A 14,828-nucleotide genomic window follows, 5' to 3' on the forward strand; every position below is an offset into this window, starting at 1 on the left:
GCCGGATTAGCAATAGGCCAGCGCGGCCAGCACGTCGTCGTGCTTGAACTGATAAGGTACGATGTTGCGCACCAGGCTGCTGTCGATGGTTTTGCCGCTCACGCCCTGTTCGTCTTTGAAAGTGGGCGCGGGCAGGTTGAGGTATTGCGCGGCGGCGGGGTAGAAGTCGCGCCGAGGCGGGTGCTGGTTGGCGCAGACGTTGAAGGTGTGCCCCCAAGCCCCGCGCTCGATGATGCAGGAGAGCACGCCCACCACATCGGTGAGGTGCACGAGGTTGACGGGCGCATTGCCCTGGTCGAGGCCCTGGCGGCCCGCTAGGAAGCGGCCGGGTGCCCGGTCCGGGCCAATGAGGCCACCCAGACGCACCACGGTACTTTTCCACTGGCCGTAGCGCGGCACGAAATGGCCCTCGGCCCGCAGTACATCCGATGCTGCGTCACGCGTACTGATGGCGTCGGTTTCGCGCATGCGGTGCGGCTCATTTGGGTACACGCTGGTTGAGCTCACAAACAATACGTGTGGGGTGCCAGCTGCCGCCACCGCCCGGTGGATGGGCCGTAGCATCGTGGGGTAGGTCCCGGCGGCGGCGGCGCGGGGTGGTACGTTGAGCACCAGCACATCGGCGGCGCTGAGCAGGCGGTGCAGTAGGGCTTCGGACGGCGCGCCAAAATCGGACCCTAGCCGGAGCAAATGGCCCTGAATGCCGGCGGCAGCCATTAGGGGTAGGTTTTCGGGGGTGGTGGTGGTGCCCAGCACGGGGTGGCCCGAGGCGGCCAGCTGTCGAGCCAGGGCCATGCCCAGCCAGCCGCAGCCCAGCACTAAAACAGTAGGGAGCTCCGCTCCCGAAGCCGGGCTCGTGGAGCCCCCGGAAATGGAACTAGTCATGAAATGTCAATGCCTTAGTAAAGCCTTCAAGGCACGAAGGTGAGAAAAAAATATGAAACACTATATTCTGCATTGAAAATAAATAATCCGGCTTTCGTAGCCGGGTGGGCTAACATTCGCACCAGCAGCCTTGTACCTTCGGGCGGCGGACTGACCCGCTTATCCCACCCTCACCGTCTTTTTTTCCGAATGAACGCACCCTACACCCAGCCCATGCTGCGCGATAACGCCCTGGCTGGCAAAACCATCATCGTAACGGGCGGCGGCACCGGCCTGGGCCGGGCCATGACCACCTATTTCCTGCAGCTGGGAGCTAACGTCACCATCACCAGCCGCAAGCTGGACGTGTTGGAAAAAACTGCCGATGAACTCCGCCAGCAAACCGGCGGCAAAGTACTGGCCATTGCCTGTGACGTGCGCAAGTACGACGAAGTGGAGGCGATGCTGGAACGCACTATTCAGGAGTTTGGTGGCGTGGATATTCTCTTGAATAACGCGGCCGGTAACTTCATTAGCCCTACTGAGCGCCTGAGCCACAAGGCGTTCGATGTAATTGTGGACATCGTATTGCGCGGTTCCTACAACTGCACGTTGGCGGTAGGCAAGCGCTGGATTGCTGATAAAAAGCCCGGCACCATCCTCAATATTGTGACCACCTACGCCTCGGTGGGTTCGGCTTTCGTGGTTCCTTCGGCCACGGCCAAGGCTGGCGTGCTGGCCATGACGCGCTCATTAGCAGTAGAATGGGCCAAGTACGGCATTCGCTCCAATGCCATCGCGCCCGGCCCATTCCCGACGGAAGGGGCCTGGAGCCGCCTCTTTCCCGAGCCGCTGGCCAGCAAGCTCGACCCCGCTGCCAGCGTGCCACTCAAACGTGTGGGCCAGTACCAGGAACTGGCCAACCTGGCTGCGTATCTGGTATCCGATTTCTCGGCTTATGTGAATGGCGAAGTCGTGACCATTGACGGCGGCGAGTGGCTGAACGGAGCCGGCGAGTTCAACAAGCTCGAAATGCTGACGCCCGATATGTGGGATACCATCGAGAAAACCATGCGCCGCTAGACCACGGATTCGCTCGGATTTTTCCGGATTGCACGGATTTTGTAGACGTAAACTGGCTCGTTATCATTTTACAAAAAAGGCTTGCTGATAGGCAGGCCTTTTTTATGACTCGTCACAAAATCCGTGCAATCCGGAAAAATCCGAGCGAATCCGTGGTTTATAGCTTGTATCCTTTGTAATCCTTGGTGAATTCCTCCAGCGGAATGGGCTGGTTGGGAATTACATCCAGAAATTCAAACTTTTCAAACAAGCCTTTTTCATCATTCACCTGCACCATGGTGGGCAGGTAAGTTTTGGGGTCGACGCAGAGGATGGTACGGCGGCCGTAGGCATTGGGCACTTGCAGCACCTTGCCTTCGGGTATTTTCTCGCCGATGCTCAGGCCGTTTCGCTCGATGATGCGGAATTCGCCGCAGCCAAACCGTTCGGCAACCGTGCCGATGGTTTCGTTTTTGCCGGCTTTGTAGCTCACGTAGCGGTACTGCGGGTAGTCGGAGCGGAGGATGTAGTTGGTGTGGCCCAGCAGCGTGGTGTCGCCCACGTAGCGGAATGAGCGGCTGTAGGAGTTATCCTGGCGCAGGGCAGTGGTGCGCAGCAAGTCCGAAATAGTGCCGAAACCGGCCTGCAAAGCCGTGTGGTGCTGGCCGCCGCGCATCAGCTTGCCGTTGGGGTCCAGGCTGAGGGTGACGTAGGGAAAAGCCGCCGGGTACACCCAGGCATCGCCGCCGTTCTGGCCTGCCAACCACAGCACTTCCACCCCTTTTTGGTTCTTGATGTAGATGCGCAGGGGCTTGTATGTCAGCTTCATGATGCTGCGCGCCTGATGGATGCTGCCGTCAATACGTTCCTGAGCCTTTACGGTGCAGCGCAGAAACTTCAGGCCTTCGATGGCCGCGCTCATGCGCGTCGTGAGCTGTTCCGTGGTAATGGTGGGCGGGGTGGCGGGGGCCGTGGCAGCCATTAAAGCCAATATTCCCCCCGGAATAAGGAAGCGTAGTCCAGTAGAGGCTGTAATGAGAAAAGCGGGCATAAAAACAATAAAATGAGCGGCCGGCTGCTGCAAAAATTACGAAGCAGCGCAAGCTTTAATTGAGGTTGATGTGAGGGAAGCGCGAAGCCGTGCTGTCGAAAATAAACAGCTCATCAATTTCTACACCACGCATAAATCGGTAGAGCGGAAACTGTTCGACAAGGGCCTGCACCGCAGCGGCGTCCTCGCCGTTCATGGTGACCCAGCCCCGGCTCCGGTCGCTGCTGATGGCGTAGGATTCTACAATTTTTTCGTTCAGCAAGCGGTTGATGAAATCGCGGTGGCGTGGAATAATGGCGATAAACTCCTCGTTAAAGTCATCGGGCAGGCGGAGGGTAACTACGAAAGTTGGCATATGGGTGGAACGGCACAGCGGTGGGAGCGAGCGTGGCTAAAAGTAGAAGGGCAAATAACCATTCGGTTTGGTCCGAATATTAACGAAAAAAGCCCCAGCCGAGGCTGAGGCTTTAACGGCAAGGAGCAAATTACGAATGCCCCAGCTCAGCCACGCTGGGCAGGGTTTGGTCGCCCCGGGCAGGTTCGGCGGCAGCATCCGGGCCGGTTCCGGCCACGGCGGTACGAGCGCCGGTTTGCTCCCACTCCCGGAATTTGAGGATTTCGCCCTGGAACTTGCCCACAAACCAGCCAATCAGGCTCAAATCATCAAGAAAACCAATTACCGGAATAAAATCCGGCACCAAGTCGACGGGCGACAGCACGTAGAGCAGCACGGCCAGGCCCGAAATAACGGTATTGGTAGAAATGTCGCGGTATTCGCCGCTGATGAAGGCACGCACCAGCCGCACCAGCGTCAGGCCCACGTCGAATAGCTGCTTGAATTTATTGTCCGTGCTATCCTTGCTGGCTAGTTTATCGGCGGTTTCGTTCAGGATGGTGACCACCTTAAATGGCTTGCCCAGCAGCTTGGTGGCGCGACCGATAAAGACGTTGAAAAGTGCGTTTTTGGAAATTTTGAGGCCTTTTTCGGCCAGCGAAGACGTGGGCATACTAATGCGAGTGAAGGGATGTTGGCCGGGCTTTACGCGCAATTGGCCCGCGTTGTTCATGCGCACTTCATGCCAGGCCTGTCGTTAGCGCTCAAATAGGGGCGTGGAACCTCCCACCCAATCCTTGTTCTTATTAAAATCGACCCCAATCATCTCGCCCCGGCTCAGGCGGCTGAGGCCGCATACCAACGTAGGCCGTGCTTGGTCGGGATGCCAGATATAGAGCAGGCGGATTTCGCATTTAACCAGACCGTCAGGAGATTGTACCACGGGTTCGTATTGCACTTTGCGCTGCAGCAGATAATGTTCCTTGTCGGCAATGGCATCCAGGTCGTCGGCCGTGATGTTCAGGCGCACACCGGCACCGGCGAAGGAAAACAACGGCTTAAGCACGTAGTTCTCCAGGTCGGCCGGGTAGGACGTTAGCTCATGCAGATAGAAGCTAGGCGGCACAAAGAGCCCGCTGAGCAATGGCAGCGTGTACTTGCTGACGCGGAAAAACCAATTGGGGTGCCCCACCCAGGTTACGTCCACATCATCGGTCAGACGGAATTCGCCGGGCAAGTCCGAATACCGCTCCAATTCATCGAAAATAACGCGGTTATAAATACGCTTGATTGGAATTTGGCGCCCGTCTTTTTCGTAGAATAATTGCCGACCGGTTTTGCGGATTTTAGTAAGGCAAACAGCCTCAATTCCCCAAAATTCTTTCGTTAAAATAAAGTCAATTCGGGTTTTTTGTTTTTCCGGAAAAATTTCCAGCAGAATAACGTTCTCCGGTGCTTCGCCGCCTAGTAAAAAATGGCGCATTTCCTCGCGGTACCCTGCGGCATTCGGTGAGTTAAGAAAGGCCGATACCGAATCAGCGATAGGGAAATGCCGTTCGAAAACGCCTGGCAACCAGGACTGAAAGGCATAAAGGGATGGAAAGCCTTGCATCTCAATTAGCTGAGGCTCCAGGCTGCCATCGGCATTACGGCACACCGCAAAATCAAATGTTAGAAATTCCGGTCTGCCTTCATCGCCGGGCACGCGCTGGTGCGCGGGAATTGCTCCTTCGGTTAATTCTTTGAAATTATCCTGCTGAATAACGTCAATAATTGAGTTGCCCGCCGCAATTAGTTTATCGCGTAAATCCGCTGGAATAAATACCGGTGTTTCGGCCACTCGGAAATCCAATTTTCCGGGAAATTGCTGCTCGATATCAGCCAGCATTCCCTGATATTTCTCGGGCGTGAAAGCGGCATTATAGCGGAGGCGGTGCTCAGGAATCATACGGAAAGGAGCGGCTGAATGCGGGCAGTAATTAAGCGGCCGTGAGCTGGCCCAACTGGGCTAAAGCGCGACGTAAGAATGTAGGTAGGATGATGGATTCGGTGTATTCAATCGTGTCGGGGGCGGCCAGCAGGCGCACCATTTCGTGGTATTTGGCCTCTCCGTACGCGCTGATTACCTGTTGCTTGCGCTCGTCGGTGAGCATGTAACGCAGCATGCCTTCGCCGTCGGCTTCGGGATGGAACTGCGTGCCGAATACCTCCGGGGAGAAGCGGATGGCCATCACAGCGCGGGCCAGGGGCACGTGGGGACGCTCTTTTTCCAGGCACAGAATTTTGGCCCCCAATTCCTCGATGCGCGGCAGGTTAAGGTCGGCCAATTGATAATCGCGCGAATCGACCACGTAAAAAGGGTCGGCCAATCCCCGGAGTGTGGGCTCGGCCGCGCCGGCCGGGGTAAAGTGCACCGGCAGTACGCCAAACGAAGTGGATTTGCGTCGGCTGATGGTGCCTACGCCCAAATGGCGGCTCACTAACTGAAAGGAGTGGCAAATCAGTAACAAATGCTTCTTCTGCTCATTGCTTTTATTATGAGCAAGTATTGTATCAATCAGCCGGAAATAGCGGGGTTCCCACAACTCATCGGAAGGCAGTGGGCTACCAGGGCCGCCGGTCGAAACGTAAATGTCATAATCCAGGCCGGGCAGCTCGTTTTCGGCCCGCACATTAAAAGTGTCGACGCGAAATCGGGCCCCGTTTTCCTCCGCGCTCCGCGCCAGCAACTGCCGGATGCAGCGCATCCCTTCATTGCGGGCGTTATCGTACATATCCAGAATCGCAATGCGAATAGCTTTCATAGAGTAGCTAATAAATAGGCCATTGTAGCCAAAAAATAGAAAAAAGCCAAGTTGGGCGAGGCGTTAAAACAAGCAACGCCAACCGGAGGGCTGGCGTTGCGAAGGCAAAGATAATTAAGCTACAGGCCGAACGTGGTTTCGGCCAGAATGTAGTCGACCACCTTGGTCAGGTCGCCGGTTTCGCGGAAAACCTGGAGCTGGCGGTCGGCCCCAGTGCCCATTTCCATCATTTTCAGCACGTATTCTACTTCGTGGCGGCTGCCGAGGTCGTCCACTACGTCGTCGATGAAGTCAAGCAGCTCCAGGATGAGCTTGCGAGTGGGCACCTCCTGCTGAATGCCGAAGTCAATCATGTTGCCATCGAGGCCGTAGCGGGCGGCGCGCCACTTGTTTTCCTTGATGAGGGCGCTGCGGTAGATGCGGAAATTGAGGTTTTGAGCCTTGAGCTTGTATATTTTGGCCACCAGCGCCTGCATGATGGCGGCCACGGCAATGGTTTCGTCGGCGCGCATCATCATGTCGCAGATGCGGTACTCGATGGTGTCGAAGAAGGGGTGCAGGCGCACGTCCCACCATATTTTTTTGCCGTTGTCGATGCAGCCGGTTTTTACCAGTAGCGCGATAAACTCGTCGTAGTCGCTGGCGCTGTGGAAAAAGCCCGGAATCCCCGTACGCGGAAATCGCTCGAATACTTTGGTTCTGAAGGATTTATAGCCGGTTTCGCGGCCTTCCCAGAAAGGGGAATTGGTGCTGAGTGCAAACAAATGCGGCAGGAAATACCGCAGCGTGTTCATCATATACACGCCCATTTCCCGGTTTTCGATGCCGACGTGGACGTGCATGCCGAAAACGAGGTTGGAGCGGGCGGCTTCCTGTAATTCCTCCACAATTTTATCGTAGCGCACATCGGGCGTAATGGGCTGGTCCTGCCAACGCGAAAAGGGGTGCGTACCGGCCGCCCCGATTTTCAGGCCCTGCCGGTCGGCCAGCTCAATTACCTGGCGACGCAGGTGCAGCACCTCGGTGCGCGCCTCGCCAATATTCTGGCAGATATTGGTGCCCACTTCCACCACGGCCTCGTGCATTTCGGCCTTCACCTGCTCGTGGAGCGTGATTTTGCCGTTTTCGACGATTTGTGAAAGGTGCGAGCGAAGCTCCCGGGTTTCGGGGTCAATGGTCTGAAATTCTTCCTCGATGCCGAGGGTAAACACGGGGGTTGGCATGGACGGGGCGACTGAAGGAAGGACGAAGGAGACAAGCATAGCTGCGCCTGATGCGGCGCGGCTACTTGATTGGCAGGCTATTTCGCTTTTTTAGCAGCCGGAGCTTTGGGGGCGGCGGCTTTTTTTGCGGCCGGGGCTTTGGCTACGGGCACTTCGCCGGTGGGTGGCACGGGCTTCGGGGCACTGGCCGCTTTCTTCGGCGCAGCTTTTTTGGCGGCGGCCTTAGGAGCGCCGGTGGCGCCCAAGTCATTGGTTTCGCTCACGGCACTGCCTACCTGCACATCGGCACGGCTGCCAGCAGATTTTTTGGGCGCGGCCGCTACGGAGTCCTGCACAAAGCTGCCCCAGGTGAGGTTGGTCTTCCCGGCCTGGTTGGCCTGGGCGCGCTCAATGGCCAGCAGGGCGGCGTGCTCAACCACCCACTCAAAATTCTCAGCACCAACGGAGTTCACGTCGGCGTCGGGGGCGGGGTTGCCGAAATCGATGGCGATGGGCACCCCGCCGCGCACGGCAAACTCCACCGTGTTGAAGTCATAGCCCAGGCCCTGGCACAGGCGCAGGGTGTAGTCCTTGATGGTGTCAAGCAGTTGCTGGCCGGCTTCGCCCTGGGTTTTCATGGTGGTCTGGTACCGTTCGTGGGGGGCGTTGCGCGGCTCGTAGGGCATGATGAGCACGTGCTTGCCGCCCAGGCAGTAGCAGCGGAAATAGTCGTCAAACTCAATGGCTTCCTGGTACAGCATCACCAGCTGGCCGGTTTCGTCGTAGGCGCGCCAGGCTTCCTCGGGGTTGTCAACTTTATAGACGCTTTTCCAGCCGCCGCCGGAGTGCGGCTTCATAAACGCTGGAAAACCAATGCGCTCGAACGCGCGCTCCCAGTTGAACATGGTCAGGTTACGGAACGAGTTTTCGGTGGTGTCGTCGGGGCGGGCCTTGCTGGGCAACAGGAGTGTTTTGGGCACTGGCACGCCGAGCTGCACGGCCAGGGCGTTGTTGAAAAACTTCTCGTCGGCGCTCCACCAGAAAGCGTTGTTGATAACGGACGTGCCGGTGAGGGCCGCGTTTTTCAGGTAGGCGCGATAAAACGGAACGTCCTGCGAAATGCGGTCGATGATGACGTCGTAGCCGCAGGGCACGGCCTGTTCTACCTGCTCAATCTTCACGAACTCAGCCGTGATGCCGTCCACAGCTTTCTCGTTTACACGGTCGACGAAGGCTTGCGGAAACGTGTTTTCCTGTCCGAAGAGAATGCCAATTTTTTTCATAGGTAAATAGGTGTTTTGGGGCAGTGATAGGGGTACGAAAGCGGCGGCAGTTTAGCCGATGGTGGCGAGGTATTGGGGGAACATTTCGCGCCATACGGGCCAGTCGTGGTTGCCAAACGGCTTCACGTCCAGCGTGTAATGAATGCCTTTTTCGCTGAGCAAACGGGCCATCTGGAAGTTGGCTTCCTTGCAGAAGTCATGCTCGGCAGTGCCCAGGATGATGTTCATCCACTGGAAATGCTCGTTGTAGGCCCCGGGTAGGTACTCGGGCGGGTTGTTGTAGTACACGTTGTCGTCGTGGTAGCCGTCTACGAACTGGCGGATGTCGAAGGCCGCGCCCATCGTAAATAAATGCGCCACTTGGTTGGGATGACGGAACGCAAAATTGAGCGCGTGAAAGCCGCCGAAGCTGCACCCCGCCACCGCGATTTTATCGACGTGGCACTCCTGCTGGAGCATGGGCACGAGTTCCTCGCTCAGAAACCGGTCGTAGAAAACGTGATTCTGCACCCGGATGCGCGGTTCCAAATGCTTGGCGTACCAGGAATGCTGGTCGATGCTGTCGATGCAGAAAAGCTTGACCCGGCCGGCTTCCACCAGCGGGCGCGCTGCCTCGATGAGCTTGAAGTCGCGGGCCTCGTACTCGCGGCCACCGGACGTGGGAAAAATGACCACGGGGTAGCCCCAAGTGCCAAAAACCAGCATATCAATGTCCTGGCCGAGGTGGTGCGAGTAAAAGCGGCGGTGTTGTTCTTGCACGGGGTGGGGGAAGGGAGCGGAGAAATAGTTGGGGAGCGGTGTGGCAAACTAGTAAAGAAATCATGGACCGGCTGCATTTATCCGGTTTTTATTTGATTACGGAGCGCATTCCAACCGGGCGGCGTTACTTTGTTTGATGCTTGCAGACCCCACCAGCCCCCCATTGTCATCCGTTGGTACTCGCCTTTGCCGGGAAGTGCTACCGTCCAGCTTCCTGGCGCGCGAGGTCGAGTTGAGCATTTTGTTGCCCCCGGCGGGCCTGGCCACGCCCACTTCTTACCCGGTACTGTACCTTAATGATGGGCAGGATTTTGAGCGCCTGCACCTGCAGGCCACCCTCGATGCGCTGTATGCCCGGGAAGCGGTGCTGCCTTTTATAGTAGTAGGCATGCACGCCAACGAGCTGCGGGTGCAGGAATACGGCACGGCCGACCACCCCGATTTCAACGGCCGGGGCAGCCTGGCCGGGGCGTATGCGCAGTTCGTGCTAGAAGAGCTTATGCCCTTTGCGCAAGCGCATTACCAGGTTTCGGCCAATCCGGCAGAAGTGGTAATGGCGGGCTTTTCGCTCGGGGGGCTGTCGGCTTTCGATTTGGTATGGCACCATCCGGAGGTGTTTGAGCGGGCCGGCGTTTTCTCGGGCTCGTTTTGGTGGCGGCAGCGGGCCGTTGGGGCTGGCTACACGCCCGCCGACCGCATTATGCACGGTCTGGTGCGGGCCGGTAGGCTGCATCCCAACCACCGTTTCTGGTTGCAGGTAGGCACGCTCGATGAGCGCGGCGACCGCAACGAAAACGGCGTCATCGATTCAGTGGAAGACTGTCTGGATTTGATTGACGAATTGGTGGCCTGCGGATTAGATACCCAAAATGCCCTGCGCTACGTGCAGGTAGAAGGCGGCCATCACCACCCTGACACCTGGGGCCGGGTGATGCCTGATTTCCTAATTTGGGCATTTGGAAAGGCGAATGGTTCGGCTGTATTGCCTGCTCCGCTGCCGGTGGTGCGCCTGCAACTCGACCCACACCTAGCCCCCGCCATCCTGCCCCTTTCGGCTCCGCCAGTCGCGCCGGCCGCCGCGCCACTGGTGCTGCCAACTCCTGAAAACGCGGCCGGGCAACCCTTGACGACTGCCGTAGTCCTTGATTATCATTCAATTCCAACTCCCATGTCTGTGACCCGCCCCGCCGAAGGTGACTTCCTTCCCTATGCCGCCGGCTACATCAATCTTGTACCGGCCGAAGCCGACCCGCGCGAGGTGCTGCGCTCCCAACCCGCCGAAATTCACGCCGTTTTTGCCGGGCTGAGTGAAGAGCAGGCCGAAAAAGCATACGCTCCCGGTAAATGGAATCTGAAGGAAATGCTGCTGCATCAGATTGATTCTGAACGGGTATTCGCCTACCGCGCCATGCGCTTTGCCCGCAATGACGGCCAGAACCTGCCCGGCTTCGAGCAGGACGACTACGTGGCGCACAGCGGAGCCAACGCCCGGTCCATCGCCAGTTTATTGGCCGAGTACGATGCCACCCGCGCCGCCACCGTGGCCTTGTTCGACACGTTCACCGAAGAGCAACTGGACCGGCGGGGCACGGCCAACGGTGGCCCGGCCACCGTAAGGGCGCTGCTCTACATGGTGCCGGGCCACGAGCGACACCACCTCAATATCATCCGCGAGCGGTATTTGCCCATTTTATAGCGGGTTTTCGGTAAAATTTCTACCTTCGCCCACCACAACACGCCGGCCCGGTCGTGCGTTGAAATCCCCGAAACCCAACCCCTCACCTAAACTTCTTTTCAATCATGGCCAAAGCGCAGGATGCCCGCAAAGAGAAAAAGAAAGAACCCGTAAAAACCATGAAGGAGAAAAAAGCGGAGAAAGAAGAGAAGAAAGTAGCCCGCGCCCGCAAGCAGGAGTAATTCGGACTACGAATTCGCGCGAATTTTTCGGATTTCGCGGATTTTGTGGACCATGCTTTTCACCGCTTGCGCTGGAATTTTTTCGGAACCAAAACAGAACAGCCTGCTCATTGAGCAGGCTGTTCTGTTTTGAATAATCCTAAAATCTACCATCCACAGAATGCGCAAAATTCGCGTGGATTCGTGGTTCAGACGGTATAGTAAGGCTCTTTCTCCTTATCGTGGTGGCGGATGTAGCCGTGGAGCACGAGTTTTATCAGGGTTTGGTAGGCGCGGCGCTTGCCAAAATTGACCAGCTTCATGAACTGGGCCAGGGTGATGCGGGGGTGGTTTTTCAGGTAGTCGATAACGGCCAACTCCTGCTTGTTGAGTGGGATTTGCTCGAAGCGGGATTCTGGCTGCTGGCGTTCCAGCACTTTCTCGGTGAGGCCGCTGGTTTGCACGCTGGCGTCGCGCACGCGCACGTAGCCGCGCCAGTCGTTGGGCGCTACCTGGGCGCGGTGGGGTTTGCGCGGACTCTCGGGCACGGTTACGATGAGCACAATGCGGCCGTCTTCCTCCACTTCGTGAAAGTGCAAGTCGACCAGGGGCGGGGCAACGTAATGTGCGGCAGCATCGCGCAGCACAAATAATTCTTCCTCGGCATCGCGCACACCCAGAATGCGGCCCGCGTCATCGACGCCCACCAGCACCTGCCCGCCCCGGGTGTTGGCCAGTGAAACCAAGGTGCGCGAAATGCGGTGCGGGTGCGTGGTTTTCTGCTTGAATTCCAGCGCTTCGCCCTCGCCCCGTGCTATCAGCTCGTGTAAGTCCATGGAATATTATACGCAAATGGGACATAAAAAATGCCGCTCCCGGGTACCGGAGGCGGCATTTTTAGAAGCATTATCAAGTAGCTAAGCTACCGACCGGTGCGAACGGCTGGCCTTAGAAGGGCAGGTCGTTGTCGTCGTCGCTGGCGATGGGCGCGGCCGAAGGCTGGGCGCGCAGCGTGGGGTTCTGGTTTTGAGCAGCCGGGCGGGGCGCGGCTTGCTGCTGGCCACCACCGCTGTAGTTGGCAGCGCCGGCGGGCTCAATTTTCCAGGCTTCCAGGTTGGTGAAGTACAGCATCTGGCCGTTTTTGTTGAAGCCACGGCCGCGCAGGTCAAACGTTACTTTCACTTCGTCGCCCATTTTGAAGGACTCAACGAGGCTAACTTTATCTTGGGTCAGCTGAAATTTAATGTGTTGCGGATACTGGCCGTCCTGGACTTCCAGCACGAACTCGCGCTTGCGAAACTTTTCGCTTACCTGCTGTTCGTCAAATATTTCGTGCAGCCGGCCGGTTACGTCGTATGCCATAAAAATGGGGTGTTTTTGTATGTGTAGACTTGAACATCAAACCTACGAAAAAAAACGCAAGCGGCCCCGCCGCCGTTCCCTCCGGCTACCTTTGCGGGCGCATTTCTCCCGACATTTTTACTCCTTATATATATGTTCGCCCTTGCCATCCACGGCGGTGCCGGCACCATCGCCCGCGCGTCGCTTTCTCCCGCCGATGAACAGCTCTACCGCGCGGCGCTGGAGGCGGCCCTCACCGCCGGCTACGATATGCTGCGCGATGGCGCCGCTGCCCTCGACGCCGTGGAAGCCGCCGTGCGCAGCCTCGAAGACTGCCCGCTGTTCAACGCCGGGCGCGGGGCTGTGTTCACCCACGACGGCCACCACGAAATGGACGCCGCCCTCATGAGCGGCCACAACAAACTGGCCGGCGCCGTAACTGGCGTGCGCCAGGTGCAAAATCCCATTCGGGCGGCGCGGCTGGTGATGGAAAAAACCGAGCACGTGCTACTGGGCTATCCGGGAGCCGACGAGTTGGCGCTTGAGTACGGCCTGCCGCTGCAGCCCGTGGAGTATTTCTTCACCCAGCACCGCTACAATCAATTGCAGGAAGCCCTGCGCGAAGGTCGCATGCGCCTCGACCACAGCCAGGCCCGCCCGGTTCCGGTAGCGCCGCTCGAGGAGCCCGACACCTTTTCGGGCGTGGCGGACCCGAATTGGAAAAAAGGTACCGTGGGGGCCGTGGCCCGCGACCAGCACGGCCACCTGGCCGCTGCCACCAGCACCGGCGGCATGACCAACAAACGTTATTCCCGCATCGGCGACACGCCCCTCATTGGGGCCGGCACCTGGGCCGATGCGCGCTGCGCCATCAGCTGCACCGGCAATGGGGAATATTTTATTCGGGCGGTGGCGGCTTACGACGTGGCTTGTTTAATGGAATATAGAGGGTTGTCGCTGGAAGAGGCGGCCCGCATTGTGGTGCAGGACAAGCTGGCCCCCGTGGGCGGGGAGGGCGGCCTGATTGCCGTGGACGCAGCGGCCAACACTACACTGCCGTTTAATTCGGAAGGAATGTACCGGGCCAGCCGCGTTAAGGGAGGCGAGGCAATGGTGGCTATTTATAAGGATTAGCTTTCGGTTGTTCGAAAGCCAGTACGTCCTGCTGCGGCTGCGTTCAGCAGGACGTACTTTGGGGGCTGCGTACCGGTTGCGATTACCAGCTATAATGTACCAGCGGCCGGATTCGCTCGTCGTATATCTGCCGCACGGCCTGCATTTGCTCGGCCGACAGGGCAGGAAGCTCGGCGGCCTGCAGGTTCGAGAGAATCTGCTCGGGGCGGGAGGCACCGGGGATGACGCAGCTTACTTCGTCGAACATCAGAATCCAGCGCAGCGCCTGGGCCGCGAGGGGCGCCTGCGGCCCGAAAACGTGTTTCAACTCTTCCACCGCGGCCAAGCCGGTTTCGTAATCCACACCGGAGAAGGTTTCGCCTTTGTCGAAGGCTTCGCCGTGCCGGTTAAAATTGCGATGGTCGTCGGCGGAGAAATGGGTTTGCGGCGAGAACTTGCCGGTGAGCAGGCCGCTGGCCAGCGGTACCCGCACAATCAGGCCAACGTCGCGGCGGGCCGCTTCTTTGAACAACAACTCCGGCGGCCGCTGGCGAAACATATTGAAAATCAGCTGCACCGTGGTCACGTTGGGGAATTCGATGGCTTTCAGACCTTCTTCCACTTTCTCAATGCTCACGCCGAGGTGCTGGATTTTGCCTTCTTCGCGCAGGCGGTCGAACTCCCCAAATATTTCGGGGCGGTAATAAACTTCCGTAGGCGGGCAGTGTAGCTGAATCAAGTCAATGGTTTCCAACTGCATATTGCGCAGGCTGTCTTCCACGAACTGGCGGAGCACGGCAGGTTGGTAGGCCTCTGCCGTGTGGGGCTGCAGGCGACGGCCGCACTTGGTGGCCACGAAAATGCGCTCGGAGCGGGCGCGCACCAGCCGGCCCACGGCTTGCTCACTTTCGCCGTCGCCGTATACATCGGCCGTGTCGATGAAATTGATGCCGGCATCGGCGGCGGCGTTCAGGATTTTATCGGCGTTGGCATGGTTGAACGGGTCGCCCCACTTGCCGCCGACCTGCCAGGTGCCCAAGCTGATTTCTGAAACTGAAAATTGGGTTTTGCCGAGCTTGCGGTAATTCATATAATTTAAGTTGGGTGGAAAAGCGTCAA

At 58.1% G+C, this 14,828-nt stretch carries 15 protein-coding genes; 3 read left to right on the forward strand and 12 right to left on the reverse strand.

The features are described 5' to 3' along the window. Window positions 1-6: 6 nt before the first annotated feature. Window positions 7-885: a Rossmann-fold NAD(P)-binding domain-containing protein gene (locus tag ACYU7Q_RS02295; protein ID WP_460607816.1), complete on the reverse strand. Its 879-nt coding sequence runs from the start codon at window positions 883-885 to the stop codon at window positions 7-9. Window positions 886-1,074: 189 nt separating this feature from the next. Here ACYU7Q_RS02295 and ACYU7Q_RS02300 point away from each other — a divergent pair, with 189 nt between their 5' ends. Continuing rightward, window positions 1,075-1,947, forward strand: coding sequence for an SDR family oxidoreductase (locus tag ACYU7Q_RS02300; protein ID WP_460607817.1), 873 nt, complete (start codon window positions 1,075-1,077; stop codon window positions 1,945-1,947). A gap of 157 nt (window positions 1,948-2,104) precedes the next feature. Here ACYU7Q_RS02300 and ACYU7Q_RS02305 read toward each other — a convergent pair whose 3' ends face one another. From ACYU7Q_RS02305 to ACYU7Q_RS02340, 8 genes are all read right to left on the reverse strand, one after another. Further along, on the reverse strand, window positions 2,105-2,977 hold the full coding sequence (locus tag ACYU7Q_RS02305; protein WP_460607818.1) for a DUF1571 domain-containing protein: 873 nt from the start codon (window positions 2,975-2,977) through the stop codon (window positions 2,105-2,107). Window positions 2,978-3,032: 55 nt separating this feature from the next. Then, window positions 3,033-3,332 (reverse strand): YciI family protein, encoded by a 300-nt coding sequence (locus tag ACYU7Q_RS02310; protein WP_460607819.1) that lies wholly within the window; start codon window positions 3,330-3,332, stop codon window positions 3,033-3,035. Window positions 3,333-3,462: 130 nt separating this feature from the next. Then, window positions 3,463-3,984, reverse strand: coding sequence for a YkvA family protein (locus ACYU7Q_RS02315; protein WP_460607820.1), 522 nt, complete (start codon window positions 3,982-3,984; stop codon window positions 3,463-3,465). 84 nt (window positions 3,985-4,068) lie between these two features. Beyond that, window positions 4,069-5,259, reverse strand: coding sequence for an ATP-grasp domain-containing protein (locus tag ACYU7Q_RS02320; RefSeq protein WP_460607821.1), 1,191 nt, complete (start codon window positions 5,257-5,259; stop codon window positions 4,069-4,071). A gap of 31 nt (window positions 5,260-5,290) precedes the next feature. Further along, window positions 5,291-6,115 carry a type 1 glutamine amidotransferase gene (locus ACYU7Q_RS02325; protein WP_460607822.1) on the reverse strand — a complete coding sequence of 275 codons (825 nt, stop codon included), beginning with the start codon at window positions 6,113-6,115 and terminating at the stop codon, window positions 5,291-5,293. Between the two features lie 119 nt (window positions 6,116-6,234). Next, entirely contained in the window at window positions 6,235-7,338 is a 1,104-nt protein-coding gene (locus ACYU7Q_RS02330; protein WP_460607823.1) for a carboxylate-amine ligase, read from the reverse strand. Window positions 7,339-7,415: 77 nt separating this feature from the next. Then, the gene (locus ACYU7Q_RS02335; RefSeq protein ID WP_460607824.1) at window positions 7,416-8,600 is read right to left on the reverse strand and encodes an ATP-grasp domain-containing protein; all 1,185 of its coding nucleotides are present in this window, start codon (window positions 8,598-8,600) and stop codon (window positions 7,416-7,418) included. Between the two features lie 51 nt (window positions 8,601-8,651). Next, complete coding sequence (locus ACYU7Q_RS02340) at window positions 8,652-9,359, reverse strand: alpha/beta fold hydrolase (protein WP_460607825.1); 708 nt, start codon at window positions 9,357-9,359, stop codon at window positions 8,652-8,654. A gap of 196 nt (window positions 9,360-9,555) precedes the next feature. Between ACYU7Q_RS02340 and ACYU7Q_RS02345 the strand changes: the two genes are divergently transcribed. Beyond that, complete coding sequence (locus tag ACYU7Q_RS02345) at window positions 9,556-11,055, forward strand: alpha/beta hydrolase-fold protein (protein WP_460607826.1); 1,500 nt, start codon at window positions 9,556-9,558, stop codon at window positions 11,053-11,055. A gap of 409 nt (window positions 11,056-11,464) precedes the next feature. Here ACYU7Q_RS02345 and ACYU7Q_RS02350 read toward each other — a convergent pair whose 3' ends face one another. Together ACYU7Q_RS02350 and ACYU7Q_RS02355 are read right to left on the reverse strand one after the other, a co-directional pair. Next, window positions 11,465-12,091 (reverse strand): AlbA family DNA-binding domain-containing protein, encoded by a 627-nt coding sequence (locus tag ACYU7Q_RS02350; RefSeq protein WP_460607827.1) that lies wholly within the window; start codon window positions 12,089-12,091, stop codon window positions 11,465-11,467. 112 nt (window positions 12,092-12,203) lie between these two features. Continuing rightward, window positions 12,204-12,617, reverse strand: a complete 414-nt coding sequence (locus ACYU7Q_RS02355) for a DUF3127 domain-containing protein (RefSeq protein ID WP_460607828.1) — start codon at window positions 12,615-12,617, stop codon at window positions 12,204-12,206. Between the two features lie 132 nt (window positions 12,618-12,749). Between ACYU7Q_RS02355 and ACYU7Q_RS02360 the strand changes: the two genes are divergently transcribed. Then, on the forward strand, window positions 12,750-13,730 hold the full coding sequence (locus ACYU7Q_RS02360; protein WP_460607829.1) for an isoaspartyl peptidase/L-asparaginase family protein: 981 nt from the start codon (window positions 12,750-12,752) through the stop codon (window positions 13,728-13,730). Window positions 13,731-13,812: 82 nt separating this feature from the next. Here the strand turns inward: ACYU7Q_RS02360 and ACYU7Q_RS02365 are convergent, their stop codons facing one another. Further along, window positions 13,813-14,799, reverse strand: coding sequence for an aldo/keto reductase (locus ACYU7Q_RS02365; RefSeq protein WP_460607830.1), 987 nt, complete (start codon window positions 14,797-14,799; stop codon window positions 13,813-13,815). Window positions 14,800-14,828 lie beyond the last annotated feature (29 nt).

Source organism: Hymenobacter terrigena (genome assembly GCF_054776515.1).

Bases quoted from the DNA above. Each gene is read 5' to 3' on its own strand.
- ACYU7Q_RS02295 (WP_460607816.1), bottom strand. From the start codon at position 885: ATGACTAGTTCCATTTCCGGGGGCTCCACGAGCCCGGCTTCGGGAGCG.
- ACYU7Q_RS02300 (WP_460607817.1), top strand. From the start codon at position 1,075: ATGAACGCACCCTACACCCAGCCCATGCTGCGCGATAACGCCCTGGCT.
- ACYU7Q_RS02305 (WP_460607818.1), bottom strand. From the start codon at position 2,977: ATGCCCGCTTTTCTCATTACAGCCTCTACTGGACTACGCTTCCTTATT.
- ACYU7Q_RS02310 (WP_460607819.1), bottom strand. From the start codon at position 3,332: ATGCCAACTTTCGTAGTTACCCTCCGCCTGCCCGATGACTTTAACGAG.
- ACYU7Q_RS02315 (WP_460607820.1), bottom strand. From the start codon at position 3,984: ATGCCCACGTCTTCGCTGGCCGAAAAAGGCCTCAAAATTTCCAAAAAC.
- ACYU7Q_RS02320 (WP_460607821.1), bottom strand. From the start codon at position 5,259: ATGATTCCTGAGCACCGCCTCCGCTATAATGCCGCTTTCACGCCCGAG.
- ACYU7Q_RS02325 (WP_460607822.1), bottom strand. From the start codon at position 6,115: ATGAAAGCTATTCGCATTGCGATTCTGGATATGTACGATAACGCCCGC.
- ACYU7Q_RS02330 (WP_460607823.1), bottom strand. From the start codon at position 7,338: ATGCCAACCCCCGTGTTTACCCTCGGCATCGAGGAAGAATTTCAGACC.
- ACYU7Q_RS02335 (WP_460607824.1), bottom strand. From the start codon at position 8,600: ATGAAAAAAATTGGCATTCTCTTCGGACAGGAAAACACGTTTCCGCAA.
- ACYU7Q_RS02350 (WP_460607827.1), bottom strand. From the start codon at position 12,091: ATGGACTTACACGAGCTGATAGCACGGGGCGAGGGCGAAGCGCTGGAA.
- ACYU7Q_RS02355 (WP_460607828.1), bottom strand. From the start codon at position 12,617: ATGGCATACGACGTAACCGGCCGGCTGCACGAAATATTTGACGAACAG.
- ACYU7Q_RS02360 (WP_460607829.1), top strand. From the start codon at position 12,750: ATGTTCGCCCTTGCCATCCACGGCGGTGCCGGCACCATCGCCCGCGCG.
- ACYU7Q_RS02365 (WP_460607830.1), bottom strand. From the start codon at position 14,799: ATGAATTACCGCAAGCTCGGCAAAACCCAATTTTCAGTTTCAGAAATC.